The organism is Rahnella inusitata (genome assembly GCF_018288855.1).
Taxonomy (GTDB): domain Bacteria; phylum Pseudomonadota; class Gammaproteobacteria; order Enterobacterales; family Enterobacteriaceae; genus Rahnella; species Rahnella inusitata.
Map to the genome: position 1 here is coordinate 2,576,921 of NZ_CP065024.1, position 25,913 is coordinate 2,602,833.

Sequence of the window (25,913 nt, forward strand, 5' to 3'; positions counted from 1 at the left end):
CTTTAAGGTCACTATTCGGTGGCCTTTTTTTATGGGCTCAATATGGCAACAGCTACCGCAATCAGAGGCCGCAAAGGCGGCAGCTCTTCATCCCGTACGCCTGTAGAACAACCCGATGACCTTCAGTCAATTGCGAAAGCAAAAGTCTTAATTGCCCTTGGCGAAGGTGAATGGGCTGGAGATTTAACTGGTCAGAACATTTATTTAGATGGAACAGCTCTACTCAATACCGACGGTTCCAGTAACTTTAGCGGCGTGGCGTGGGAGTTTCGCCCTGGCACCCAGGCTCAAACTTATATTCAGGGGCTGCCTGGCGCCAATAATGAAATCAATGTCGGTACTGAAGTCAGCAGCGCTACCGCTTGGACGCGAACATTCTCTAACTCTCAACTGTCCGCCGTCAGGCTTCGCATCAAATGGCCGTCACTTTTCAGACAGCAAGATAATGGGGATCTGGTTGGTTATAGCATCAACTACGCCATAGATTTACAGACAGATGGTGGCACGTGGCAAACCGTTGTAAACACCTCTGTAACCGGTAAAACCACCACTGGTTATGAGCGAAGCCACCGCATTGATTTACCCCAATCAGGTAGTACATGGACGCTGCGCCTGCGTAAGATAACTCAGGACGCCAACAGCGCCAAAATCGGCGATACGATGACGCTGCAAAGTTATACCGAAGTGATCGACGCCAAGCTTCGTTATCCCAACACCGCGCTGCTGTATATCGAGTTTGACTCCAGTCAGTTCAACGGATCAATTCCGCAGGTTGCAGTAGATGCAAAAATGCGCGTCGTCCGGGTGCCTGATAATTACGACCCTATCACTCGAACCTATTCAGGCACCTGGCAGGGGAATTTCAAGTGGGCGTGGACTGATAATCCAGCGTGGATATTTTATGACATCGTTGTATCCGATCGGTTTGGATTGGGTGATCGCCTAACGGCTGCCAATATCGACAAATGGACTCTCTATCAGGTTGCTCAGTATTGCGATCAGATGGTCCCTGATGGCAAAGGCGGTGCGGGCACGGAACCACGCTATTTATGCAACGTCTACGTGCAGAACAGAAACGATGCTTACACGGTACTGAGAGATTTCGCAGCCATATTCAGGGGGATGACATACTGGGGCGGAGATCAGATTTTTGCCCTTGCGGATATGCCGCGTGACGTGGATTACAATTTCACGAACGCTAACGTTGTTGATGGGCTCTTTACTTACTCAAGCAGCACGTCAAAAACGCGTTATACCTCTGCGCTCGTTTCATGGTCAGATCCTGATAATGCTTATGCAGACGCGATGGAGCCAGTCTTTGAGCAGGCATTAGTCACCCGTTATAAGGTTTTCAACCAGCTCGAAGTAACCGCCATTGGCTGTACCAGGCAGTCAGAAGCAAACCGAAAGGGTCGCTGGGGCATCCTCACCAATAACAGCGATCGTGTCGTGAACTTCTCTGTAGGGCTTGATGGTGATATTCCTCTGCCCGGCTATGTCATCTCTGTTGCGGATGAAAACTTGTCCGGCAGGGTGGCAGGCGGGCGAATCAGTTCCGTATCGGGGCGTGTTGTTACCTTGGACAGGGCACCAGATGCAAAGGCTGGCGACAGGTTGCAGCTGAACTTACCGACCGGTATTTCCCAGAGCCGAACGATTCAGGCCGTTAACGGCAATATAGTCACCGTCAGCACATCCTATTCCCAGATACCTGAAGCTGAGAGCGTTTGGGTTGTTGAGTCTTCCGATCTGTACGCTCAGCAATACCGAATTACGACTACGGCTGAGAATGACGATGGCACTTACAGCATCACCGGTGTTTTACATGATCCGGATAAATTTGCACGTATCGACACTGGTGCAGTAATCGATCAGCGGCCAATCAGCGTTATCCCGCCGGGTAGTCAGTTTGCACCCGCCAATATCCAGATCAGCTCTTACTCTGTCGTCAATCAGGGCATCAACGTTCAGACAATGCGGGCCACATGGGATACGACGGCGAACGCTATCGCGTATGAGGCTCAATGGCGGCGCAACGACGGCAATTGGGTAAACGTGCCGCGCAGTTCTACCACGTCATTCGAAGTGCCAGGCATCTACGCTGGCCGCTATCTGGTGCGTGTGCGAGCTATCAATGCAGCGGAAATATCCAGCGGATGGGGATACTCTCTTGAAATTACCCTGACGGGTAAAGAGGGTAACCCGCCGAAGCCTGTCGGCTTCACGGCCACCGGCATCAACTGGGGGATTCAGCTGAATTGGGGCTTCTCAGAAAATACCTCTGACACGCTGAAAACAGAAATCCAGTACACGCCGAACTCCGATCAGTCGAACCCGCTATTACTGTCAGATGTCCCATATCCACAGGCAATTTATACGCAACTGGGATTAAGGGCTGGTCAGGTCTTCTGGTACCGCGCTCAGTTGGTGGATAAGACCGGGAATGAGTCAGGGTATACCGAGTGGATCAGAGGCATGGTTAACGATAATGCCGACGATTACCTCGGCGATATCGCGGATGATTTCCTTAGTTCTGCTGATGGAGACCGGCTGACGGGTGACATTGAAACCAACATCGACGCCATCCTTCAGAATGCCTTAAACCTCAACTCGACCGTAGATCACCAGTTCGCTCAGAACGGGGAGGTGCGCGCTGACATTCTGACGGTTAAAACCACCATTGCTGAAGTCGATCAGGGACTGGCTGATTTAAGTACTCAAGTGCAGGCTCAAATCGGGGACGTGACGGCGGCACTCGAAGATAAGCTGACGGCGGTTGTTGATGCCAGTGGAGCATCAGCCATTTACACACTGAAAACAGGCGTGCGGATTGGTGGTGTGATGTACAACGCCGGAATGTCGATCGCTGTTCTGGCGCAGGCTGGCCAGCCGGTTGTTACGCGTGTTGGTTTTAACGCGAACCAGTTTGTTTTAATGAGCGGGTCCGGCTCGACGCAGTATTCACCGTTTGCGGTAATCAATGGGCAGGTGTTCATCAGTGACGCGTTTATCCAGGATGGAACGATAACGAACGCGAAGATTGGTAACTTCATTCAGTCCAATAATTATTCATCTTCCGGTACCGGTTGGAACCTCGACAAGAACACCGGCTTTACGTTTAAATCGGCGACCGCAGGGCAGGGGAGCATCACGCTCGATGGCCGTGGATTACGTGTCTATGACAGCGCCGGAAACTGGAAAGTTAAAGTGGGGGATTTAAGCTGATGCCATTCGGAATCGCAGTGGCCGGAGCCAAAAGTTACGACATGTCGATCAGTCGGCCATTAACGTGGATCGGAAGTCTCTCGATAGGTGCCAGCATGGGTAATGTGAACACTTCATCAGGTAATTTTTCCGCCAAATGTCCTGCTGGCTCACAGTTGGTTGCCATTCCGGACAATGTAGTCGCGATAATTAAAACATCAACATCGCCGACAATGGAGTTTAAATCATTGGTGATAAGCGTAGACAATAACGCCAAGACAGTGACGGCTACGCTAAATCTGACAACTAACCTACAGAGTCCTAGCTTTGCCAGTAGCTCTGCTGATCGTCCAAAGTTGGTCAACATCTATTGTGTGTATCCGGGGGAGGTCAATCAGGGTGGCTTCGGCTTCGCCGTGGCTGCTGGTGGCTCTTTCCCTTACGTCGTAGACAGCAATTCAGGTTTGTTTCTTACCTACTCATACAATGGGTCATTCACCGGAAACCTAACCCTTCCAGTGGGTGCTAATTCCACTGTATTTTGTTACTGGGATCATCCGAATATAGGGATGATATACGACGAGGCAAGCCGCACACTCAAAGGATACAGCAGCGCAAATAATCAATCTGGAATCAATATCGCCATTAAGATTTGCGTATTTTCCATTAAAACACCGGCGGTTCCTGCCTGGGGGATTGCTGTGCGGGGAATTGATGGAGGGATTAGTTTTACCAGTGCCGAAACACCGATGATGTATCGGGGAAACATTAATACCCCGGCCTCAAATGGAACAGGTACCACATTCAGTGCGGCTAACCAATCGCAGCAGCCTATGGTCCCTATTATGAAGATAGGTGGACAACTGGCTTCACAGAACTGGCTTCACCTTGGCATGGCACGTAGTGGAGCATCATTTTTCGGTAGGCCGACGAGCTTTATAAACGGCGGTGACTCATCTAATCCTAATCAACAGGTTGTAGGCTATGCAAATAGGCCATTACCTTTCCTTTGGGCGACAGATTATTTCTAACTTTTCCACCAAATTGAATATCACTCACCACGTACAGACCCGCTTCGGCGGGTTTTTTTATACCTGGAGCAAACATGTCAGCAGGAACTCTCACACTAACCAATAACTCCGTAACCGTGACAGGGACCGGAACCGCGTTTACCACCGACTTAAAAGCAAACGACTTCATTGTGGTTATTGTCGGGGGAGTGACCTATACGCTTGGGGTCAAAGCAACAGCATCAGCAATATCATTAACGTTAATTACCCCATATGGTGGACCGACCGCCTCCGGTAACGCATGGACAGCAGTGCCGAATGCGACACTGGTTGGTATCACCGCTCAGGTAGCAGCAGACGTTGCCAAAGCAATTCGCGGATTGAATCTCGACAAAGCTAACTGGCAGCAAGTATTTAGCGGGACAGGCCCGGTCACAGTGACGCTGCCTGATGGATCAACCTATACCGGTCCTGCATGGAGCTCATTGAAAAGCGCTGCATTTGCAGATATAGGAGAGGGCGCTGGAAATGTTATGGGTTCCGGGGCTTTTGGTTTAGGTCTCCAGGGTTCACACGCCGCGTTTAACCTGGATACAAGTCCAGCAATGATAAGCTTGCTTTCGCCGAAGGGGATGGTTCCTTTCCGAAATGAAGCGAATATATCAGGGAGAATCAACGGGACATCTCCGGGCATCTGGATCCGCACGGGGGGTATTTTTGCCTATATCAGCATCCCACACTTTGATGCAGGTAATGTCTACATAAGCGGCGGTCTTATTGCCGATGGGACGCCGACGTCAGCAAGAATGCTTTACGATAATAAAAACACCACCAAAGCCTCGAATGGTGTTCTTTCTGCGGCGTCGCCGGTCGCCCGTGTTGTTCAGTCACAGTCTGCATGTCTACGCCCTGACATCGCCGAGGATTCTTTCGAATGGTGCGGTGATGGCGTCGCCAATAGTGAGGCGCGCGGTATAGAAATCAAAAGGACTGCAGTCGGCGTGTACTCGCTCACAGGAAGCATGGGTTTTGCAGAAGACAGCTGGCATCTTAAGGCACCTGCTGACCCTGCGGGCAATGGGGATCTGGCCATTGTCGAAGGTGAGCAAGCAGAGGACGGCACCCTGACCATTAAGCTCTTCAAAAAGCGCTATAAACTGAACGAAGAAAGCGGAGATATTGATCTGATACCCGGAATCCCAATGGATGTGCCGGCCAACTCATGGATCGATGTCCGTATGGAAATGCCAGCATCAAAAGTTGAACATAAAACAGATGTAGCAATAGAAACCACCACATAAATTTCTTCCCTTGCCGATCAGCGGCATAAAAGAAATGTCGCTGATCGGACTTTCCTCCGCATGTTACTCATGATTATACTGTATGCATGAACAGTATTTTGTGAGGTGTTTATGCCCAAATATTCCGACATCAAAGGCGCGTTCATTCGAAGCGTCATGCAGGATCCCAAGAAAGGACAAGTTGTCACAACGGAGCGTTTTGTTGCCGAATTGGCGAAGGTAAACCACTTCTGGTCATTACGTGAAGCCAATGAATGGATTACGCACTATCAGGGGTTCTTCAGGGACTATTCGGATCAAGAGGGCGAGAGTAAGCGCTATTTTCTGAAAAACATGGGCTACGTAAAGTAAGGAGGGACTATGGGATTTCCATCACCTGCAAGCGATTACGTTGAATCGCGAATCGACCTGAACAAAGTCTGTAACTGTACCGGCCCGGCATCTCGCCTGTACATCGCAGAGCGGTACCATGGGAAGCATATCAACTCCGGCACGATGCTGCTGATAGACCCGGCAATTAAACCGGTCGACGGTAATCTGCTGCTGGCACAAATCAACGGAGAAATGGATGTGTGGAGGCTGGTAACAATCCTGCGCCGCGGGCTGGAGTCTTTGGCCGACAAGAACGTCTTTATTGAGTTCGGCGAAGCATTCACTGATGACGAGCTGGTGATCGAGGGGGTGGTGACGCATATCATCTACGATGCCAGGAACGACGTGTTCGATGATACGCCGTGCATTTGAAGGTTTATGCAAATCTGTGTGCTAATCTCAGTGAAAAACTACTTGAGGTTGATATGCAAACTGAAGAAGAGAATTTATTAGTCAGAAGAGAGATTGGCGATGCAGTGTTGGCTGTGCTTGAGCAGGGAAAAGTAGTAAGTGTTGAGAGCATCATTACATATCTTGAAAGACAACATCATGAAGTGACCCATCTGCAATACAAGAACAGATATAGGCATGCAGTAGATTTACTGATAAAGAGCTCATAAAAAAAAGCCCGCGACAGGCGGGCAATAAACATCAGTTTTTACATTGGAAATTTGTTCGGGTAGAACGTGATGAGCATAGCGTGGTAATGATTATCCAATCTATAGGATAACTATCCATAAGTGGCTGTGTTCGCTCAATGGGGAGTGTTAGGGAGTAAAAAAGCCCGAGTTAACGTCGGGCAAAGTAACGAAGCTATCAACATTACTTGCACTTGAGGACGGTAGTCATATCGCCCATTTCAGAGAATAGACAAAATTTTTAGTACTGCCATTCCATAAGCAAAAAAAAAGCCCACCAAGGGAGGCGGGCATAAGGGATAAAGTTTCCAAGGTTGTTTCCGTTCCGTATCTGTAGATGACTACAGATGAACTAATAATAATCAATGAATACAGCTCTTGCGCTTAGGAACATTCTGTTTTAACCAAAAGCAGGCCAAAAAAAAGCCCGCTGTGTGTGCGGGCCGATTCAAGGGTTAGGATATCTTTTGCCTTGGCAGGCTTGCTGATCTTGTGTCAGCTGGTTTGAGAATAGCGCAGGGCGGTGATTTTGCCAGATTACAGGCACAAAAAACCCGGCTCTGTGGCCGGGCTATCTATCACAACAATGCATCAGAGAAACTTGATTATTATAGAGAATGATTTCCAATCCCAGAAAAAGGTAATCATCGATATAATCACAAATGATAATGCAAGTAGTAGCGAGTAATAATCGAGCGCGAAGTAAAAATTCGCAGGAGCAAACATTGAAATCAACGCCAGTAGGCAGGCTGTGATTAAAGTTGTTCCGGTGGAGAAAAAACCTCCAATAATGCCTTTAAGAACACCATTTTGCTTCAATGCTCCAATCAATCCTTTACTACTATCAAAACTGCTAAGCACAGTAATAGTTGCCAGTATAAAGCCGAAGAGAATACCAGTAATCGTTGATAAAACGCCTGCTGCCGAGATGATTTGATTGTGGTCGAGCTGATATAAATATTTTTTCCCAGCAAACGTCATGACAACGGCAATTGTTGCTTTTATCATAAATTTCGTTAGCTGACTCATAATTTTTTCCTATCAACTTTCTTTAGTCAAGTAGTACTGTCTCAGGTAATTGTCGTTTTCAATTTTTGCCTGGATAAGTGATATTTTAACATCTGAATCACTTGGATACCCATCATTTTGAATGATAACTGATTTCTTTACAGTTAGAACTTGATCAACGAGATTCTTCTTTTTACGATCGCCTTGGGCAACGACGTCTACTTTTTCGAACTCTAAACTACCTTCTCCAGAAGGAAACTTTTCAAGTAGCTCTTTCAAACTGGCTTTGACATCACCCTTTAACCATTCTGTCGATTTTTTCTTTAAAGGTGAATGCCCTCTTAGTGAGATAGTCAGATGGCTAGAACTAGATCCACTAACCATGTTGATTACCTGATTAGCAAACATTCCGCTCAAGTTATAATTCGCAGCATTGAAATTCCTAGGGATGGCGATTGAAATTTCGCAACTTCTCAGACTGCTCCCAGTTTCTAAAAGTTCCTTGATGCTCTCTTCTTTCCAAATTGCTTCAAATGAGATTGGCGTGGCATGTTGACTATTGCTAAACAGCAAAAATGCAAGATCGCTATGTCTAGGGCCAAGATGATTTAAAGAAAGCACTAAAAAATCTTGCTGAGGGTAGTAAAGGAAGAAAGTCCTTTCTGAAAGTGACTGGTTTCCCACAAATGGTATTTTGACCTCAAGCCACTTTTCATCAGTGATGTATGCCAAGTTGGCACTCTTTCTTCTTCTTGATATGAAACCGAAATACGAGCCGTTTTCCAAATCCCTATCAAGGAATTGTATCTTTAAGTCACGTCCCGCAAACTCAGCAAAATGAGCATTACCCATTTGCGAAGCACATTGGTTGAATAAGACTTGGAACGCCGCGGCAACCGTACCTTTGTTATTTGTTCGCAAATTTTCTGAGCTGGTATAAAAACCAACTCTAAGTGATTTTAATTTAGTTTTTCCATTTTCTGCCGCCATAATGCAACTCCGTTTACTCAACGCCAAAGTATTGAAAAGATAGGATTGATTAATACATATTACTTTGGCGTAATAATAGATCGGATTGTTGATTCCTCAAATGCTGGTTTTATCCTCAGTTGTTCTCAACTCTATGATGGAGGGTAAATTTATAGTGCTATCTTAGGGCTGAAACCAGTCATCCGCGCTTTCCCACGTGTCCTGCAACATCACATCAATCACTTCTTTATCATGAGTCGTCCCGCCCATCACCGACATCCCATCACTACCAGCTCTGCGAACGCAGAACGTTGCCCCTGGGTAATTCCTTTCAAGCCTTTTCTCAAACTCAGCTTTGAAGGCCTCGACCGCGCCGGCGGGAAGCTGCTTAGTTTTATCGATCAGCAATTCAACACGCATAAATCCTCCTTATTCCACACCGAGCCAGTTACCGGCATCATCAAACATCTCTTCAACTATGCCCGCCAGAACAGCCTTCTGCGCCTTGCTGGCGTCCGTGTTGATGCTGCTGAGCGTCACCATCGGTTTAACCTTCACCTCAGCATTAGGGAAGGTGCTATGCACGCGCTTGGTAAGTTCAGCCAGGATCAGCGCGTTGGCGTTCGGCACACCGGCCATATTTCTTTTGTCGTAAATCAGCTCAACAAACATAAAATCACTCCAAACGATTTAACTGGTTATGCATACAGTAATGTTTCTTTTAGTTAAATAAAACACTTCTGCAAAACTAAATTCATCCCTCACAAATTCATGCAGTTACAAACGCAAGTTTTTGGTAATGAAGATACGCATGAATGGTGGCATTTTTATTTATAAATCAATTGGTTAATTTATTTCACTCATTCTAATGCTGCGTCATGCGGAATGTACGAACTTAGAAGCAAGGAAAGAAATTCTTCCCCAAAACGATTAGTAAGTCATTGATCCAATTGAAAGGGGATGTGCACTCAAAAGCGAAGGGAAACAGCCGGTAAAAGTGAATTAACCGGCTGTTTTTAATGACTAAAGATTAGTGATCCTGAACCTGCTTATGAAACAGCTCCCTGAACACCGGATAAATATCTTCCTGTTCACGAATATGTTGCATGGCGAAATTACCGAATTTCTGCTGCAACACTTCGTATTCACGCCACAGCGTCTGGTGGGCGCGGCGGGTGATTTCGATATAGCTGTAATAACGCACCATTGGCAGGATCTTCTGTGCCAAAAGCTGGTGGCAGAGAGGGGAGTCGTCAGCCCAGTTGTCGCCATCGGAGGCCTGCGCAGCGTAAATATTCCACTGCGCCGGGTCGTAACGTTCCTGGATGACTTCATCCATCAGCTTCAGTGCGCTTGAAACGATGGTGCCGCCGGTTTCCTGTGAGTAGAAGAACTCCTGTTCGTCCACTTCTTTGGCTTGTGTGTGGTGACGGATGTAGACCACATCGACGTTTTTGTACGTCCGGCTCAGGAACAGATAGAGCAGAATGTAAAAACGTTTGGCCATGTCTTTGGTTGCCTGATCCATCGAACCCGACACATCCATCAGACAGAACATCACCGCCTGGCTTGAAGGCTCAGCGCGACGTTCGTAATTGCGATAACGTAAATCAAAGGTATCGATAAATGGCGTTTTGGCGATTTTCGCCCGCAATTCGGCGATCTCTTTACGCAGCCGTTCTTCTTCCAATAATTGGGCCGGTTCGCTGATTTCAACTTCAGAAAGCGTTGATTCCAGCTCACGCAGCTCTCGTTTTTTACCCGCGGTCATCGCCGTCCGGCGTGCCAGCGAATTTTGCAAAGAGCGCACCACACTGATATTGGCCGGTACGCCGTTGGAGGTGTAGCCGGAGCGGTGGGTTTTGAATTCGGTCAGCTGCTTATGCTGATTTTTCTTCAGATTAGGCAGCGCCAGATCTTCAAACAGCAGATCCAGATATTCGTCTTTGGAGATCTGGAAGGAGAACTCATCCTCGCCTTCTCCCTCCTGACTGGCATCGCCCTGGCCACTGCCGCCGCCGCCGCCCCCTTGCGGTCTTTCGATACGGTCATTCTGCACAAAGTGGTCATTGCCGGGGTGAACACGGTGGCGTAAGCCACCGCGACCCTGATGGAACATGGGTTCATTGATATCCGAATTGGGGATCGAGACGGACTCCCCGCTATCGACGTCGGTAACCGAACGCTTGTTGATGGCTTCGGCAATCGACTGTTTGATTTGCGACTTATAGCGTCGCAAAAAGCGCTGGCGGTTCACCGCGCTTTTGTTTTTGCCATTAAGCCGACGGTCAATAAAATACGTCATATTTCCCCCAAACGGCGTTGCCAACAATCCCCGGTTAAGAGGATTTTCTCACGCGCAGATACCATTCACAAAGCAGGCGAACCTGTTTGCGTGTATATCCTTTCTCCATCATTCTGTCGACAAAATCATCATGTTTCTTCTGTTCATCAGTCGACGTCTTGGCGTTAAACGAGATAACTGGCAGTAATTCTTCGGTATTTGAGAACATTTTTTTCTCAATGACCGTGCGCAGTTTTTCGTAACTGGTCCAGTTGGGGTTACGGCCGCTGTTGTTGGCGCGGGCACGCAGCACGAAGTTGACTATCTCATTACGGAAATCTTTTGGATTACTGATCCCGGCCGGTTTTTCGATTTTCTCAAGCTCAGCATTCAGTGATTCACGGTCGAACAGCTGGCCGGTATCCGGATCACGGTATTCCTGATCCTGGATCCAAAAGTCAGCGTACGTTACATAACGGTCGAAAATGTTCTGCCCGTATTCTGAATAGGATTCCAGATAAGCTGTCTGGATCTCTTTGCCGATAAATTCAGCATATTTCGGGATCAGATAGCCTTTCAGGTGCTCAAGATATTTTTCAGCGATGTCCTGCGGGAACTGCTCGCGCTCGATCTGCTGTTCCAGAACGTAGAACAGATGAACCGGGTTGGCGGCGACTTCCACATGGTCGAAGTTGAAGACGCGGGACAAAATCTTAAAGGCAAAACGCGTCGAGAGCCCGTTCATGCCTTCATCCACGCCCGCATAGTCGCGGTATTCCTGATAGGACTTGGCTTTAGGATCGGTATCTTTCAGGCTTTCACCGTCGTACACCCGCATTTTGGAATAGCTGCTGGAGTTCTCCGGCGTTTTCAGACGCGAGAGAATCGAGAAGCGGGCCAGCGTTTCCAGCGTTCCCGGCGCGCAAGGGGCATGAGAAAGCTCACTGTTGCTGAGCAGTTTGTCGTAGATTTTCATCTCTTCCGACACGCGCAGGCAGTAAGGCACCTTAACGATGTACACGCGGTCGAGGAAAGCTTCGTTGTTCTTGTTGTTACGGAACGTCACCCACTCAGATTCGTTGGAGTGAGCCAGAATAATGCCGTTGAACGGCAGGGCGGAGATCCCTTCAGTACCGTTGTAGTTACCTTCCTGTGTGGCGGTCAGTAACGGGTGCAGCACTTTGATAGGCGCTTTGAACATCTCAACGAATTCCATGACACCCTGGTTCGCGCGGCAGAGAGCGCCAGAATAACCGTAGGCATCAGGATCGTTTTGCGCGTGGTTTTCCAGCTTACGGATATCCACTTTCCCGACCAGCGCGGAAATGTCCTGGTTGTTCTCATCACCCGGCTCGGTTTTGGCGATAGCGATTTGTTCGAGAATCGACGGCCAGACTTTCACGACTTTGAATTTGGTGATATCGCCACCAAATTCATGCAAGCGTTTCGCGGCCCACGGCGACATGATGGTGCCGAGGTAACGCGGGGGAATGTTGTATTCTTTTTCAAGAATGTGCGCATCTTCCTGCGGATTAAACAGGCAGAGCGGATGATCGTTTACCGGGCTGCGGTCGCCGTTGGCGCTCAGCACATAAATCGGTACGCGTTGCATCAGGGATTTCAGCCGTTCGGCCAGTGACGATTTACCGCCACCCACCGGGCCCAGTAAATAAAGGATTTGTTTCTTTTCTTCCAGGCCCTGCGCGGCATGTTTGAGGTAAGAGACGATCTGTTCGATTGCCTCTTCCATACCGTAAAATTCTTCAAATGCAGGGTAGCGTGCAACAACACGGTTCGAGAATAAACGCGACAGGCGTGGCTCAAGCGCGGTGTCTACCATCACTGGTTCACCGATTGCCATCAACAGACGTTCCGCCGCATTGACATATGCACTGCGATCTTGCCGAGCAATGGTAAGAAATTCCTGCAGTGTGAACTCTTCGTCCTTGGCAGCCTCATAGCGCTGGCGATAGTGGTCAAATATGTTCATACGATGCCCGTCCTTCGTTATTTTACCCTTCGTACCTGAGCCGTAGCGAGTTAAGCGGCGACCACATGACTTGGGTAAAGCACAGGTAATTGAGAGCATTTCATTCGGCGCTCCCGGAAGAAAGATCCCACCTGAATACAGCAACCCTTATGCCAACTTGCAGAACCCCTTGGATACCGACAGTTGCGACTGACTAAAAACTGTCTTAAATCGGTGGAGCGGGCAACCGGTTCAGGCTAAGTCTTTCATCTATTTATAAGCGTAGTTTGGCATTACAAAAATTTCCTCTCTGCTTCTGGCGTTTTTTAAGTCATATCAATGACTCACTTCTCACAAACGGTCGGAAAAGCCTTACAGGACGTGCCCTCCGGCCAGAAAGTGTTTTCTTTAGTCATTTTTATTTCATATTTTGCAGATAAATTATGCGATCGCACCGGTTTTACCGACGATGCCTGTGTAAAGGAATCCGAAAAACTGTAAATGCTAAGCGCAACGTTTACTCTTCATTTACACTAGCCAAGATTTTTTACTTAATGGAATTAAGACAATGAAAACTCCAAACCTTAAAACACTGTCCATCGTGGGCGCGGCAGTGCTTTTCAGTCATGCGGCTGTGGCAGGGACATGGTCACTTGGCGCATCCGCGCTGGGCGACGTCAACCCGTACCGTGGTTATGACAACAAAGTTTATCCGGTGCCGGTTATCTCTTACGAGAGCGATGATTTCTACTTCAAATCGCTGACTGCGGGTTACTACCTGTGGAAGGATGACCACAACAAATTTAGCGCGACGGCGTCCTATATTCCATTCGGTTACGATCCCGATGATTCTGATGACCATCAGATGAAACAACTGAACAAACGTCGTGGCACCCTGATGGGTGGTCTGGCGTACTCGCATATTGAAGACTGGGGTACGCTGCGCGCGACCTTCAACGGTGATGTGCTGAACAACAGTAACGGTCTGGTCGCAGATGCGGCTTATCTGTATCCGATCCGTGAAGATAACTGGGCACTGGTGCCGGGCTTTGGTGTGATGTGGAGCAGCAGCAATCAAAACGATTACTACTACGGCGTCAGCAAAGGCGAATCTCGCCGCAGCGGCCTGAGTAGCTATACCGCTGATGACAGCTTCAGCCCGTACGCGGAACTTTCTGCGCGTTATAACTTCACAAAGGAATGGCAGGCATTCTTCACTGGCCGTTACATTCGTTTAGCGGATGAAGTGAAAGATAGCCCGATGGTGGATAAATCTTATTCCGCCGTAGTCTGGACGGGCGTGACTTACACGTTCTAATCCGACAGGCACAGAGTGGGTGCGTAAAATGCACATTAATGGGGCGCTTCGCCCCATTTGCACATCTGCAGGGCAATGAGATATGGACGGGAAGGGGCAACGCGCTTTGACGCACCTTGATGGGTCGATCCGGTTACATTTACCGTCGCAAAGATAAGAAAAGGGGCCATCAGGCCCCTTTGTCATGTCTGCATGAAGCAAACTAAGTATGCCTACGCGATGTATTACTTACGCAGTGAGAACGTCACCGCGAGGCGTGCAGGCGCAGCATGCGTTGAAGTATGCGTATGGGAGACTTGTGCGGTTTCTACACAGACCATGGTCTTATAGCCGTCATCCGGCATATCCGCCATGCTGACAGACAGTTGCGCGCCAGGATTCCACGCCACTACGTCTGCGTTATTCTCATGAACTATCACCAGCGTACGTTTCAGAACCGGATCGATGATTTCGCTGGTCGCCTGCGGCTGGGTGTAAATGCGGTCAGTCTGGCCGGAGAACGTCAGATCCCCGGTTTCCTGCTTGGTTTTTGCGCCATCCACTTTATCGATGAAGCTGCCGCCCAGGCCTTTGATGCTGACATCTGCGATATCGCCGATTTTGAAATAAGTGTGCAGGGCGCTGTTCGCCTCGAAGTCACCGGTGGATTCCAGCTCAATATGGCAGGTTTCACCCAGTGTAAAGCGTGCGGTCAGCGTGAAATCATGCGGCCAGAGTGCCAGTGTTTCTTCTGAGCTTTTCAGCGTCAGCGTTAATACCACGCCCTGATCGTTTTCTTTGTGATCGGTCAGTTCCCACGGCATGTTACGTGCAAAACCATGCGAAGGTTTACCGGCAGGACCAAACCACGGCCAGCAAATTGGGATACCGCCACGGATTGCCACGCCTTCTTTGAACGCGCTGGCGCTGCTCATCCACAAAACAGGTTCTTGGCCTTCCGGTTGCCATGCCAGCAGATGCGCGCCCTGTAAGGCAACGGCTGCACGGACTTTCGGGTGGGAAACCACAATAACCGGAAGTTCATCTTTTTGACGCTGGCTGATGGTGGTAGAGATTTGGTTTACAACGGGTAGGGAGAGGAGTTGCTCGATCATTATCTGGTGTCCTGTTGATTTTATATCGGGTAGATAAATAATTACGATGATAAGAACCAAGACTACAGATGAACCAAAGCTTTAAGATTGATCGCACTCATGTGCCTGATAGAAAAGTGCATCCGACAGAAAGCAAAAGGGCGACTCGCGTCGCCCTTTAATCAGTTCATCAACATTGCCAATTACTTGGAAATGTGAGAAATCAGATCCAATACTTTGTTTGAGTAGCCAGTTTCGTTGTCGTACCAGGAAACCAGTTTCACAAAGTGGTCGTTCAGAGCGATACCTGCTTTCGCATCAAATACGGAAGTCAGTTTTTCGCCGTTGAAGTCGGTAGATACGACGTCTTCTTCGGTGTAACCCAGAACGCCTTTCAGGTCGCCTTCTTCAGAAGCTGCTTTGATTGCTGCGCAGATTTCTTTGTAGCTTGCTGGTTTTTCCAGACGTGCAGTCAGGTCAACAACGGAAACGTTAGGGGTAGGAACGCGGAACGCCATACCAGTCAGTTTACCGTTCAGAGCTGGGATTACTTTACCAACTGCTTTAGCAGCACCGGTAGAAGAAGGGATGATGTTCTGAGATGCGCCGCGGCCGCCGCGCCAGTCTTTGTGAGACGGGCCATCGACAGTTTTCTGAGTAGCGGTGGTCGCATGAACAGTGGTCATCAGCGCTTCAACGATACCGAAGTTGTCGTTGATAACTTTTGCCAGTGGTGCCAGGCAGTTAGTGGTGCAAGAAGCGTTAGAAACGATTTCCTGGCCAGCGTATTCTTTATGGTTCACGCCCATAACGAACATAGGGGTGTCATCTTTAGATGGACCAGTCAGAACAACTTTCTTAGCGCCAGCAGTGATGTGCTTACGTGCAGTCGCGTCGTCCAGGAACAGGCCAGTTGCTTCAGCAACAACATCAACGTTAACTTCATTCCATTTCAGGTTAGCTGGATCACGCTCAGCGGTAACACGGATGGTTTTGCCGTTAACAACCAGGTGACCGTCTTTCACTTCTACGGTACCGTTGAAACGACCATGAGTTGAGTCGTACTTCAACATGTATGCCATGTATTCTGCGTCTAACAGATCGTTGATTGCTACGATCTCGATGTCAGAACGTTCCTGAGCAGCACGGAAAACAATGCGACCGATACGGCCAAAACCGTTGATACCTACTTTGATAGTCATATATTCCACCAGCTATTTTTTTAGTGAATAAAAGGTTGGTTGTAAAATTACAAAAACCTTGCTGAGCGTCAAGCGGAATCGTGTCAATTATTGCTGTAAGTCAAAGCGAGGACCTACTTTTGCTCGCAAATTGCACGTTCCGTTTTTTAAATCGGCTCACAACCAGATGGGGGCGATAAATAGAATTTAAAGGGTTGAAACATTAGGAGTGTGATCGCCATCACAAGTTGGAGCTGGCTAACGCTGATGCCCTACAGTTTAGGACAAAACAGGCAGATCCGTTGTTAATTTTTTGTTATTATAAACTGTTATTTTAGTTGATTTTTCTATTCGTCAGAGAACGAAAATTATGAGCAATGAACCTAAATTGTCTTCCTCACTCGAACAACTTACTGAAATTCAACATTATGTGACCCAGGAACACGGTACTGAACCTCCGTACACTGGCAAACTGTTGCATAACAGACGCGACGGCATTTACCACTGCCTGGTCTGTAACGCACCGTTGTTTTATTCAGATACCAAATACGATTCCGGATGCGGCTGGCCCAGCTTTTACCAGCCAGTGCATCATGATGCGATTAAATATTTGACGGATAACACCCATGGCATGGAGCGCGTAGAAATACGTTGTTCAAATTGCGAAGCGCATCTGGGGCACGTTTTTCCTGATGGCCCTCAGCCGACCGGCGAGCGTTACTGCGTGAATTCCGCATCGATGAGTTTTATCGATGGCGAAAATGGCAATAAAACGTCAGGTTAAATGCTACGGTCATAATGCGTAATTTTACCGACAAAATCGATTCAGCAATTATTCAAAACATCTTGAATAATTGCTGCAAGCAAGGGGTAGAAGATGGAAATTAACCAACTCATTGACGTGATGACGCCGGAAATCTATGCGCGTCTGGCACTGGCGGTAGAACTGGGGAAATGGCCCGATGGCGTCGCACTGACCCCGGAACAAAAAGATCATAGCCTGCAGGCGGTGATGCTCTATCAGTCGCGCCATAACGTCGATGCTCAACATATGAGTATCGGCACCGACGGACAAATCGTCACCAAAAGTAAGCAGGAACTGAAGCAGCAGTTTGCGCAAGAGACAGTGATCCGGCTAAGACCGGAGTGATTTTAGCTTTTCCTTGCTTATGAAAAAGGCGCTCAATAGCGCCTTTTTTTAATATCAAAAATCAGGATGATTTACCCCAACACCGCCGCTGAGGTACTCACTTTCGCGCCCGCCAGTTGCATCGCCTTAATGGCTTCATCACTGTCCTGCGGTTCCAGGTTCACGCCACGGCAGCCGTCGGTGAGCAGGGTGACTTTATATCCCTGCGCCAGGGCGTCGAGCACGGTGAATTTCACGCAGTAATCCGTAGCGAGACCCATGACATAAAGATGGGAAATCTTTGCTGCTTTCAACCAGTCATTGAGCATGGTGGCGGCAAGATGCCCGTTGTCATAAAACGCGCTGTAGCTGTCGATGTCCATATTCGTGCCTTTTTGCACGACGAAATCCAGACGCTTTATTTCCAGCGCCGGATGAAACTCAGCGCCGGGTTCATTCTGCACACAATGCACCGGCCACCAAACCTGCGGCAGACCGTTCAGCTCGCCGACTGTCCAGGCTTCGGTATGGGAATTCGCCGCAAAGCTGCGATGTTTGGCGGGGTGCCAGTCCTGTGACGCCACAACGGCGACATCCTTTTTCTTACACCACGCCATCATTTGGTTGGCGATCGTAATCGTGGCGTCACCCTCAGCGACGGCTAACGCGCCGCCCTGACAAAAATCATTTTGCAGATCGACCAGCAACAATGCAGATTTCATATTGACCCTTATTCGGTGAGCTCGCCGCGCAGGTTTTGCTGCATCAGTTCGCGGATTTCTTCCGGCGTATGCGACTGGCTGAGCAGATAATGCAGCTTCGTCAGCGCCGCCTCGACGGTCATATCAAACCCGCTGATCACGCCCGAATGCGCCAGCGCGTTGCCGGTGGCGTATCCGCCCATGTTCACGCGCCCTGAAATACATTGCGTCAGGTTTACCACCACAATGCCACGCTCAGACGCGTCTTTCAGCACTTTCAGCAAATCCCCTTTTTGCGGAGCATTGCCGACGCCATAAGAGCGCAGGATCAGCGCTTTCACCGGCTGCATCAGGAAGTTCTGTACCACTTCGGCGGAAATCCCCGGATAAATCGTTACCACGCCAATCGGCTGTGGAGTGATGTTATGCACGATGAGTCTGGCGGCAGGATCGACCGGCAGCGATGGCGTGGACAGGCGGCGGATGTGGATCCCGGCTTCCAGCAGCGGCGTCAGATTCGGCGAGGCGAACGCGTCGAAACCGTCGGCGTGCGCTTTGGTGCTGCGGTTGCCGCGATAAAGCCGATTGTTGAAGAACAGGGTGACTTCGTTGACCGGATGGTTAGCCGCGATGTACAGCGAATTGAGCAGGTTAATTTGACCGTCGGAACGCAACGCCTCAAGGGGAATTTGTGACCCTGTCACAATTACCGGCTTGCTCAGATTTTCCAGCATGAACGACAGCGCGGATGCGGTAAACGCCATAGTGTCGGTGCCGTGCAGGATGACGAAACCGTCGTAATCTTCGTAATGCGCCTGAATATCGTCGGCAATATGCTGCCAGTCTTCCGGCGTCATGTCGGAAGAATCCATCAGCGGTGCGTATTCCTGAATGGTGAATTCAGGCATTTCCGGGCGATGGAATTCAGGCATCAGCGCCAGCTGGCGCTGCAGGTGCCCGGAAACCGGAATGTAACCCTGTTCGGAGCGCTGCATACCGATGGTGCCGCCGGTGTAGGCGACGTAAATAGATTTTTTAGTCATCGAAGATGTTCTTATTCAGAAAGATGAAAGCAACTGCGCTGAGTATAAAGATTTCGCCGCCTGTGTCCCACCATAAAAAAGCCCGGAGGCTCTCTGAGAGGCTCCGGGCTGGCTGTTAGCGGTTTAAATGAACGTTATTTCACATCACCGCAGGTCAGACAAAGCGCATAACGGTTTTGCGGATCGTTCATGTTATTGAACAGATCAGCCTGAGATTTCAGTTCCATCGCCATTTTGCTTACCGGCGCAGGCAGATAAGCCTGAACCACGGCAGGCAGCATGGCGTGAACGGAGGCGCTCACCTGCGAGAACACCAAATCGCTCAGGCTTGGTTCGCTGACGTACCAGTTCAGTTGCCATTTTGGCAGTTTCGCCAGCTCAGCGGCTTTCTTCACTGCGTCATCGAAATCACCCAGCTCATCCACCAGTCCGTTGGCTTTGGCGTCTGAACCAATCCAGACATGACCCTGTGCGATCTGGTCTATCTGCTCAGGCGTTTTGTGGCGCGAATCTGCTACCAAACCGAGGAAAGTTTTATACCCGTTCTCGATGTTCAGCTGCATCATCTGCGAGAACTCCGGCGGCAACGCTTTGGTCGACGCGATATCCGCCAGCGGGGAGGTCGCCACGCCATCAGTATGCACACCAGCGTAATCCAGCGTGTTCTGGTACGTGTTGATCACCCCAAAGATACCGATGGAACCGGTCAGTGTGCTCGGGCTGGCGATGATGTAGTTGGCTGGTGTGGAAATCCAGTAACCGCCTGAAGCCGCCATGCCACCCATCGAAACCACTACCGGTTTACCGGCGGCTTTCGCAGCGGCAAGTTCAGAGCGGATCACCTCGGAGGCACTGACGCTGCCGCCAGGGCTGTTAACACGGAACACAATCGCTTTCACTTTCGGATCCAGACGGGCTTCGCGAATTTGCTGTGCGGTGGTATCGCCGCCCACCGCGCCCGGTTGCTCTTCACCGTCGTTGATCGCGCCGGTCGCGAAGATCACCGCGATTTGCGGATCGTTATTGTCCGGTTTTGGTTTTGGCGAATAATCGTAGATGCTGGTGTAGTTGAAGTCTTTGGTGGTTTTATTCCAGCCAAACGCTTTCACCATATCGTTTTCCGCTTCGGTACGGGACGCCAGCGAATCCACCAGTTTGGCTTTCAGCGCGTACTGCGCCATATCGCCGCCGGTGGCCTGCATACCGGCCAGAACGCCTGCTGCACCAGGGAACAGTTGCTCTGGCGTGATCTGACGGTTGGCGGAAACGGTGTTCAGATAATTGGTCCACAATCCGCCGACCCAGCGGCTGTCTGCTTCACGGGCCGCCGGGGACATATCGTCACGAATCAACGGCTCCACGGCGGATTTGTACGTCCCGACGCGGAAGATATTGGTGGTGACTTTCAGCTTATCCAGCAACGTTTTGTAGTAAAGATTATTGGTGGCAAAACCGTGCAGATCGACTGCGCCCTGCGGCGAGAGGTAGATCTTGTTGGCGTAGCTGGCCAGGTAGTATTGCGACTGGTTGTAGCTGTCATCAATAGCGTAAATCGGTTTGCCCGCATCACGGAATTCACGCAGCGCCTTGCCAATGTATTGCATCGACGCCTGATCGGTGCCGGTGAAATCAGTCAGTTGCAACACCATACCGGTGATGTTTTTGTCATCTTTAGCGGCACGAATGGTATCGACCAGATCAAATAGGGCGTTTTCCTGCAAACGGCTGCTCGAGGTGCCCAGCAGTTCGCGCCCCCACTGGCGCACTTTATTATTGACCGAAGGCTTATCGACCACGGAACCGCTGAGGTCAACCAGCAACGCGCCTTTGGTAGCATCAACAGGTTTATCCTGCACGGCGTACCAGATGCCAACACCGGCCAAAATGATCACTATAAGAAATACGTTGAGAATAAATTCTCGGACGAAATTAAGAAGACGCCAGGTCCACTTAAAAAAACCGGCGATAATTCGCCACAATGTGCGCATGGTCTCTCCAACAAGACGGGAAAAGTATCGCTATCCTAATGACCCGCCGGAAAAAAGTCAGCTTTAAATCATTTCAGAATTTGGCGGTGCGTCATTCTCCGAAAGCCCAAAGGCAGTTGGAAAATGGCGGGGAGCCTATGTTAACGTAAGGTTAATAGCAATTATTCTCAGTTCTGCTCAGGAGATTTCAATGGATGCTTTAGATTTATTACTTAACCGCCGTTCTGCTTCCCGTCTGGCAGCGCCTGCGCCGTCCGGCCAGGCGTTGCAAAATATTATTAATGCCGGGCTACGCGCGCCGGATCACGGGGCCTTACAGCCGTGGCGTTTTGTGATTGCAGAAAACGACGGTCTGGTACGGTTTAGCGAGCTGTTGCGCGCTGCTGCCATCAAACACGGCGCCGACGAAAAGGCCATCGAGAAAGCCACGCAGGCACCGCTTCGCGCGCCGCAAATTATCACAGTGATTGCCGCCTGCAAAGAGAGCGCGAAAGTCCCGCAGTGGGAACAGTTGCTGTCCGCCGGTTGTGCCGTGCAGGCGATGCAAATGGCCGCGCTGGCGCAGGGATTCAACGGAATCTGGCGCAGCGGTGCGTGGACCGATCACCCGGACGTTCGCCGCGCATTCAAATGCGGCGAGAACGATAAAATCGTCGGTTTCCTGTATCTCGGTACGCCTCAGCTGAAAGCGAGTCTGCAAATTATTCCGGTCGACAGCACGCCATTCGTGTCACATTTCTAAAAGCACAAGCTCTGGCAATTGCCGGTTTGACTCAGCGTTTTCTGATTAAACCGGTTTTTTGCTGGCTTAATGAGCGACCGCGTTCTCAGATGTCTCTCTTCGTCTTACTAATTCTGCCGCCAGCGGCTAACATAGCCACCATCTTTATGATGAGGACGTAGTTAATGAAGGATGGGACGATGAAAATGGGAGTGGCGATCACACTGACCGGCGCTGCGCCGCTGACGGGTGCCGTTTAATGCGCCTGTTCATTGCCGAAAAACCCAGCCTTGCCCGCGCGATTGCGGACGTTCTGCCTAAACCTCACCGTCGCGGCGACGGTTACATTGCCTGTGGTAACGATCAGGTGGTCACCTGGTGCGTCGGCCACTTACTCGAACAGGCTCAGCCGGACGCCTACGACAGCCGCTATGCGCGCTGGTCGCTGGCCGATCTGCCGATCATTCCTGAAAAATGGCAGCTTCAGCCGCGTTCCTCTGTCGCCAAACAGCTCAACGTCATCAAACGCTTATTACAGGAAGCCTCGCAGGTAGTTCACGCCGGTGACCCGGATCGCGAAGGGCAGTTGCTGGTGGATGAAGTGCTGGATTATCTGGAGCTTACGCCGGAAAAACGCCACGCCACCCAACGTTGTCTGATTAACGATCTCAACCCGCAGGCGGTGGAACGGGCGATCGACCGTCTGCGTGATAACCGCGATTTCATTCCGCTGTGTGTATCGGCGCTGGCCCGCGCCCGCGCCGACTGGCTGTACGGCATCAATATGACCCGCGCTTACACAATTCTTGGCCGCAATGCCGGTTACAACGGGGTGCTTTCCGTTGGCCGCGTGCAGACGCCGGTGCTCGGGCTGGTGGTGCGCCGTGATGAAGATATCGAAAACTTCGTGCCTAAAGATTTCTTCGAAGTGAAGGCGCACATCGTGACGCCCGCCGACGAGCGTTTTGTGGCGCTGTGGCAGCCGAGCGAATCCTGCGAACCTTATCAGGACGAAGAAGGGCGTTTACTGCACCGTCCGCTGGCCGATCACGTGGTGGCGCGGATCGGCGGCCAGCCGGCGATCGTCACCGGCTATAATGACAAACGTGAAAATGACATCGCGCCGCTGCCGTTTTCACTCTCCACCTTACAGATCGAAGGCTCGAAAGCGTTCGGTCTGAGTGCGCAGCAGATTCTGGATATTTGCCAGAAATTGTACGAAACGCACAAATTGATTACGTATCCGCGCTCCGACAGCCGATACCTTCCTGAGGAGCACTTTGCGGGGCGTCATGCAGTGCTCAACGCCATCGGCGTTCATCAGCCTGATCTGATGCCGCAGGCGGCGATGGACACGGATATTCGTAACCGCTGCTGGGACGATAAGAAGGTCGATGCCCACCACGCGATCATTCCGACTGCACGCAGCAGCAAAGTGAATCTGACCGATAATGAACAAAAGATTTATGGCCTGGTGGCACGTCAGTATCTGATGCAGTTCTGCCCGGACGCGGTTTACCGCAAATGTGTTATCGATCTGGATATCGCCGGGGGCAAGTTTATCGCCAAGGCGCGTTTTCTGGCCGAGGCGGGCTGGCGGACGCTGCTGGGCAGCAAAGAGCGGGATGAAGAGAATGAAGGCACGCCGCTGCCGGTGGTGGCGAAGGGCGATGAATTACTCTGTGAGCGCGGTGAAGTGGTGGAGCGTCAGACGCAGCCCCCGCGGCCTTTCACCGATGCGACACTGCTTTCCGCCATGACCGGGATTGCGCGATTTGTGCAGGATAAAGCGCTGAAGAAAATACTGCGCGCCACCGACGGGCTGGGCACGGAAGCAACACGCGCCGGGATTATCGAGCTGCTGTTTCGTCGGGAGTTTTTGTACAAGAAAGGACGCTACATACATTCCAGTGATACAGGCCGGGCGCTTATTCACTCGTTGCCGGACATCGCCGGGCGTCCTGACATGACCGCCGACTGGGAATCGACCCTGACGCGTATCAGCGAAAAGAACTGCCGTTATCAAGATTTCATGCAACCGCTGGTCGCGACGTTGCAGAATCTCATTATGCAGGCCAAAACGAATCGGGTGTCTTCAGCATTTCGCAGCCTGCCTTCCAAACCGGCGGGCGCTGCGGCGAAAGGCAAAAGCGCCCCTAAACGCCGCAAAGCGAGCACCAAAGGAAAGGAAGCAAACAGTGATGAATAATCTCAAAAAAGTGCTGATGGTTTTACTGACCGGCTCTGCTTTACTGACGACACCGGCAATGGCAAACCGCACCGGTTTTAATAACGGTGCAGACGTTGTCGTGCCGCTGCCGCCGCAAATCTGGGAAAACAGTGGTAACAATAACAACAACGCGGCGCCGACCTGCCACAACTGCTGCGTTTATAATAACCAGAGCTACAGCGAGGGCGCGGTCGTTACCGCCGACAGCGTAGTACTGCAATGCGTGCGCGATCCCAACGTGGTCGGCACCAACGAACTGAAGTGGGAAGTGCTGAAGAAGTAAGCCCTGTACACAGACAAAAAAGGCGCGGTACTGAAATCAGTCCGCGCCTTTTTTATTCGATTTATCCGTCAGCCGGAAAATCGTTTCAGATATTGGTCGATGAGCGGAATATCTGCCGGTGCCAGTTCAAATGACATCACGTCAGCAGGTGATACCCAGCGGATTTCAGAGTGACACTGTAACCTAATCACGCCGCTGAAGCTGCTTACGCGCCACCCGTGCAGACGGATCAGACGCTGAGGTTGTTGCAGTTGGCTGGTCGCGACGAACTCTTCTACCGTCGCCGTAATCCCCATCTCTTCCTGCAACTCCCGCACCAGTGCGGCCTGCTGGCTTTCACCGGCTTCGACTTTCCCGCCGGGGAACTCCCACAAACCGGCCTGATCGCTTGAGGCATCACGGCGTGCGAGCAGCAGTTCGCCGTTGCGCTCAATCAGTGCGGCCACCACGTCGATCGTTTTCACTGGCATTATTTCAGGTCAAACGTCGCCCAGATTGGCGCGTGGTCAGACGGTTTTTCCATACCACGGATATCGTAATCAATACCGGTTTCAATACAGCGTGACGCCAGCGGCGTGCTTGCCATGATCAGATCGATACGCAGACCACGGTTTTCGTCAAAACCGCGTGAGCGGTAGTCGAACCATGAATATTTATCCGCGGTGTCCGGATTTGCAGCGCGGAAAGTGTCAATCAATCCCCAGCCTTTCAGGCGTTCCATCCACTCACGCTCTTCCGGCAGGAAGGAGCATTTGCCGGTGCGCAGCCAGCGTTTGCGGCTATCTTCACCAATACCGATGTCGAGATCGGTCGGGCTGATATTTACGTCGCCCATAACAACAACCGGATTATTCACCGACAGGCTGGTGTTCAGATAATCCTGCAAATCACGGTAGAACTTCTCTTTAGCCGGGAATTTGGTCGGATGGTCGCGGCTTTCGCCCTGCGGGAAGTAGCCGTTGATGACGGTCAGAATGCCCTGCGGCGTTTCGATATCGGCCATGATGATGCGGCGCTGAGACTCTTCGTCATCGCCAGGGAAACCACGGCGTACAGCGACCGGTTCCTGCTTCGTCAGCATGGCAACGCCGTAATGGCCTTTCTGGCCGTGGTAGAAGACGTGGTAGCCGTACTGGCTTACATCTTCCAGCGGGAACATGTCGTCATGAACTTTGGTTTCCTGTAAACCAATGACGTCAGGCTGGTGCTGTTCGATAATTGCCGCGAGTTGATGCGGGCGGGCGCGCAATCCGTTGATATTAAAGGAGACAAACTTCATAGTCGGGAACCATTTGGCGATGAAATCAGAAGGGCGATAGTAGCAGATAAAGGCGCGGATGGCGAAAACCGGTGCGTTGCTGAAAAAGGCAGCAAACCGAGTTTTTCCGGCAAAAAACATGCCCAAACTTTGTGACAATCCGGATTGAGTTGTACAATTATTTTGTCAACTTTTCGTGACAGTCTCTTCTTACGCTGTACACGAAAGAGTAT

Annotated in this window: 25 protein-coding genes; 12 read left to right on the top strand and 13 right to left on the bottom strand. The window is 50.4% G+C overall.

Annotation, left to right across the window (positions count from 1 at the left end; translation table 11 throughout):
• Nucleotides 1-42: 42 nt before the first annotated feature.
• The 6 genes from I2123_RS12190 (at nucleotide 43) to I2123_RS12215 (ending at nucleotide 6,507) form a co-directional block, all read left to right on the top strand.
• Nucleotides 43-3,225, top strand: a complete 3,183-nt coding sequence (locus tag I2123_RS12190; RefSeq protein WP_213050552.1) for a TipJ family phage tail tip protein — start codon at nucleotides 43-45, stop codon at nucleotides 3,223-3,225.
• Entirely contained in the window at nucleotides 3,225-4,235 is a 1,011-nt protein-coding gene (locus I2123_RS12195) for a DUF6453 family protein (protein ID WP_213050553.1), read from the top strand. The genes I2123_RS12190 and I2123_RS12195 overlap by 1 nt, the downstream gene beginning before the upstream one ends.
• Nucleotides 4,236-4,309: 74 nt before the next feature.
• Entirely contained in the window at nucleotides 4,310-5,515 is a 1,206-nt protein-coding gene (locus I2123_RS25465; RefSeq protein WP_244879811.1) for a phage tail fiber protein, read from the top strand.
• Nucleotides 5,516-5,626: 111 nt separating this feature from the next.
• Nucleotides 5,627-5,866, top strand: coding sequence for a hypothetical protein (locus I2123_RS12205; protein ID WP_213050554.1), 240 nt, complete (start codon nucleotides 5,627-5,629; stop codon nucleotides 5,864-5,866).
• Nucleotides 5,867-5,875: 9 nt separating this feature from the next.
• Nucleotides 5,876-6,259: a S24/S26 family peptidase gene (locus tag I2123_RS12210; protein ID WP_112166115.1), complete on the top strand. Its 384-nt coding sequence runs from the start codon at nucleotides 5,876-5,878 to the stop codon at nucleotides 6,257-6,259.
• Nucleotides 6,260-6,312: 53 nt separating this feature from the next.
• Nucleotides 6,313-6,507 carry a hypothetical protein gene (locus I2123_RS12215; protein ID WP_213050555.1) on the top strand — a complete coding sequence of 65 codons (195 nt, stop codon included), beginning with the start codon at nucleotides 6,313-6,315 and terminating at the stop codon, nucleotides 6,505-6,507.
• A gap of 609 nt (nucleotides 6,508-7,116) precedes the next feature.
• Here I2123_RS12215 and I2123_RS12220 read toward each other — a convergent pair.
• The 6 genes from I2123_RS12220 to yeaG form a co-directional block, all read right to left on the bottom strand.
• Entirely contained in the window at nucleotides 7,117-7,554 is a 438-nt protein-coding gene (locus I2123_RS12220) for a hypothetical protein (RefSeq protein WP_213050556.1), read from the bottom strand.
• A 12-nt stretch (nucleotides 7,555-7,566) separates the two neighbouring features.
• Nucleotides 7,567-8,523: a hypothetical protein gene (locus tag I2123_RS12225; RefSeq protein ID WP_213050557.1), complete on the bottom strand. Its 957-nt coding sequence runs from the start codon at nucleotides 8,521-8,523 to the stop codon at nucleotides 7,567-7,569.
• 162 nt (nucleotides 8,524-8,685) lie between these two features.
• Nucleotides 8,686-8,922, bottom strand: a complete 237-nt coding sequence (locus I2123_RS12230) for a DinI-like family protein (RefSeq protein WP_213050558.1) — start codon at nucleotides 8,920-8,922, stop codon at nucleotides 8,686-8,688.
• A 9-nt stretch (nucleotides 8,923-8,931) separates the two neighbouring features.
• Nucleotides 8,932-9,174 carry a DinI-like family protein gene (locus I2123_RS12235; RefSeq protein WP_213050559.1) on the bottom strand — a complete coding sequence of 81 codons (243 nt, stop codon included), beginning with the start codon at nucleotides 9,172-9,174 and terminating at the stop codon, nucleotides 8,932-8,934.
• A gap of 358 nt (nucleotides 9,175-9,532) precedes the next feature.
• On the bottom strand, nucleotides 9,533-10,807 hold the full coding sequence (locus I2123_RS12240; protein ID WP_213050560.1) for a YeaH/YhbH family protein: 1,275 nt from the start codon (nucleotides 10,805-10,807) through the stop codon (nucleotides 9,533-9,535).
• Between the two features lie 34 nt (nucleotides 10,808-10,841).
• Nucleotides 10,842-12,776, bottom strand: coding sequence for a protein kinase YeaG (gene yeaG, locus I2123_RS12245; protein ID WP_112168024.1), 1,935 nt, complete (start codon nucleotides 12,774-12,776; stop codon nucleotides 10,842-10,844).
• Between the two features lie 547 nt (nucleotides 12,777-13,323).
• On the opposite strand from yeaG, the gene I2123_RS12250 reads away from it, so the two are divergent.
• Nucleotides 13,324-14,073, top strand: a complete 750-nt coding sequence (locus I2123_RS12250; RefSeq protein ID WP_112168023.1) for a MipA/OmpV family protein — start codon at nucleotides 13,324-13,326, stop codon at nucleotides 14,071-14,073.
• Between the two features lie 224 nt (nucleotides 14,074-14,297).
• Here I2123_RS12250 and I2123_RS12255 read toward each other — a convergent pair whose 3' ends face one another.
• Both I2123_RS12255 and gapA read right to left on the bottom strand, forming a co-directional pair.
• Entirely contained in the window at nucleotides 14,298-15,167 is an 870-nt protein-coding gene (locus I2123_RS12255; protein ID WP_213050561.1) for a D-hexose-6-phosphate mutarotase, read from the bottom strand.
• Between the two features lie 182 nt (nucleotides 15,168-15,349).
• On the bottom strand, nucleotides 15,350-16,348 hold the full coding sequence (gene gapA, locus I2123_RS12260) for a glyceraldehyde-3-phosphate dehydrogenase (RefSeq protein ID WP_213050562.1): 999 nt from the start codon (nucleotides 16,346-16,348) through the stop codon (nucleotides 15,350-15,352).
• Nucleotides 16,349-16,697: 349 nt separating this feature from the next.
• Between gapA and msrB the strand changes: the two genes are divergently transcribed.
• Both msrB and I2123_RS12270 read left to right on the top strand, forming a co-directional pair.
• Nucleotides 16,698-17,111, top strand: a complete 414-nt coding sequence (gene msrB, locus I2123_RS12265; RefSeq protein WP_112168020.1) for a peptide-methionine (R)-S-oxide reductase MsrB — start codon at nucleotides 16,698-16,700, stop codon at nucleotides 17,109-17,111.
• Nucleotides 17,112-17,204: 93 nt separating this feature from the next.
• Nucleotides 17,205-17,477, top strand: a complete 273-nt coding sequence (locus I2123_RS12270; RefSeq protein ID WP_112168019.1) for a YeaC family protein — start codon at nucleotides 17,205-17,207, stop codon at nucleotides 17,475-17,477.
• A gap of 71 nt (nucleotides 17,478-17,548) precedes the next feature.
• Here the strand turns inward: I2123_RS12270 and pncA are convergent, their stop codons facing one another.
• The 3 genes from pncA to sppA form a co-directional block, all read right to left on the bottom strand.
• Entirely contained in the window at nucleotides 17,549-18,178 is a 630-nt protein-coding gene (gene pncA, locus I2123_RS12275) for a bifunctional nicotinamidase/pyrazinamidase (protein ID WP_213050563.1), read from the bottom strand.
• Between the two features lie 8 nt (nucleotides 18,179-18,186).
• Entirely contained in the window at nucleotides 18,187-19,200 is a 1,014-nt protein-coding gene (gene ansA, locus I2123_RS12280; protein WP_112168017.1) for an asparaginase, read from the bottom strand.
• 134 nt (nucleotides 19,201-19,334) lie between these two features.
• Entirely contained in the window at nucleotides 19,335-21,188 is a 1,854-nt protein-coding gene (gene sppA, locus I2123_RS12285) for a signal peptide peptidase SppA (RefSeq protein WP_112168016.1), read from the bottom strand.
• A 190-nt stretch (nucleotides 21,189-21,378) separates the two neighbouring features.
• On the opposite strand from sppA, the gene I2123_RS12290 reads away from it, so the two are divergent.
• From I2123_RS12290 to I2123_RS12300, 3 genes are all read left to right on the top strand, one after another.
• On the top strand, nucleotides 21,379-21,930 hold the full coding sequence (locus tag I2123_RS12290; protein ID WP_213050564.1) for an NAD(P)H nitroreductase: 552 nt from the start codon (nucleotides 21,379-21,381) through the stop codon (nucleotides 21,928-21,930).
• Nucleotides 21,931-22,168: 238 nt separating this feature from the next.
• A complete protein-coding gene (locus tag I2123_RS12295; RefSeq protein WP_112168014.1) occupies nucleotides 22,169-24,118 on the top strand; it encodes a DNA topoisomerase III in 1,950 nt (649 codons plus the stop codon).
• A complete protein-coding gene (locus I2123_RS12300; RefSeq protein WP_112168013.1) occupies nucleotides 24,111-24,422 on the top strand; it encodes a DUF1496 domain-containing protein in 312 nt (103 codons plus the stop codon). The genes I2123_RS12295 and I2123_RS12300 overlap by 8 nt, the downstream gene beginning before the upstream one ends.
• A 68-nt stretch (nucleotides 24,423-24,490) precedes the next feature.
• Here the strand turns inward: I2123_RS12300 and I2123_RS12305 are convergent, their stop codons facing one another.
• Both I2123_RS12305 and xthA read right to left on the bottom strand, forming a co-directional pair.
• Entirely contained in the window at nucleotides 24,491-24,892 is a 402-nt protein-coding gene (locus I2123_RS12305; RefSeq protein ID WP_274611808.1) for a pyrimidine (deoxy)nucleoside triphosphate diphosphatase, read from the bottom strand.
• A complete protein-coding gene (gene xthA, locus I2123_RS12310; RefSeq protein ID WP_112168042.1) occupies nucleotides 24,892-25,701 on the bottom strand; it encodes an exodeoxyribonuclease III in 810 nt (269 codons plus the stop codon). Before xthA ends, I2123_RS12305 begins: the two co-directional genes overlap by 1 nt.
• Between the last annotated feature and the right edge of the window lie 212 nt (nucleotides 25,702-25,913).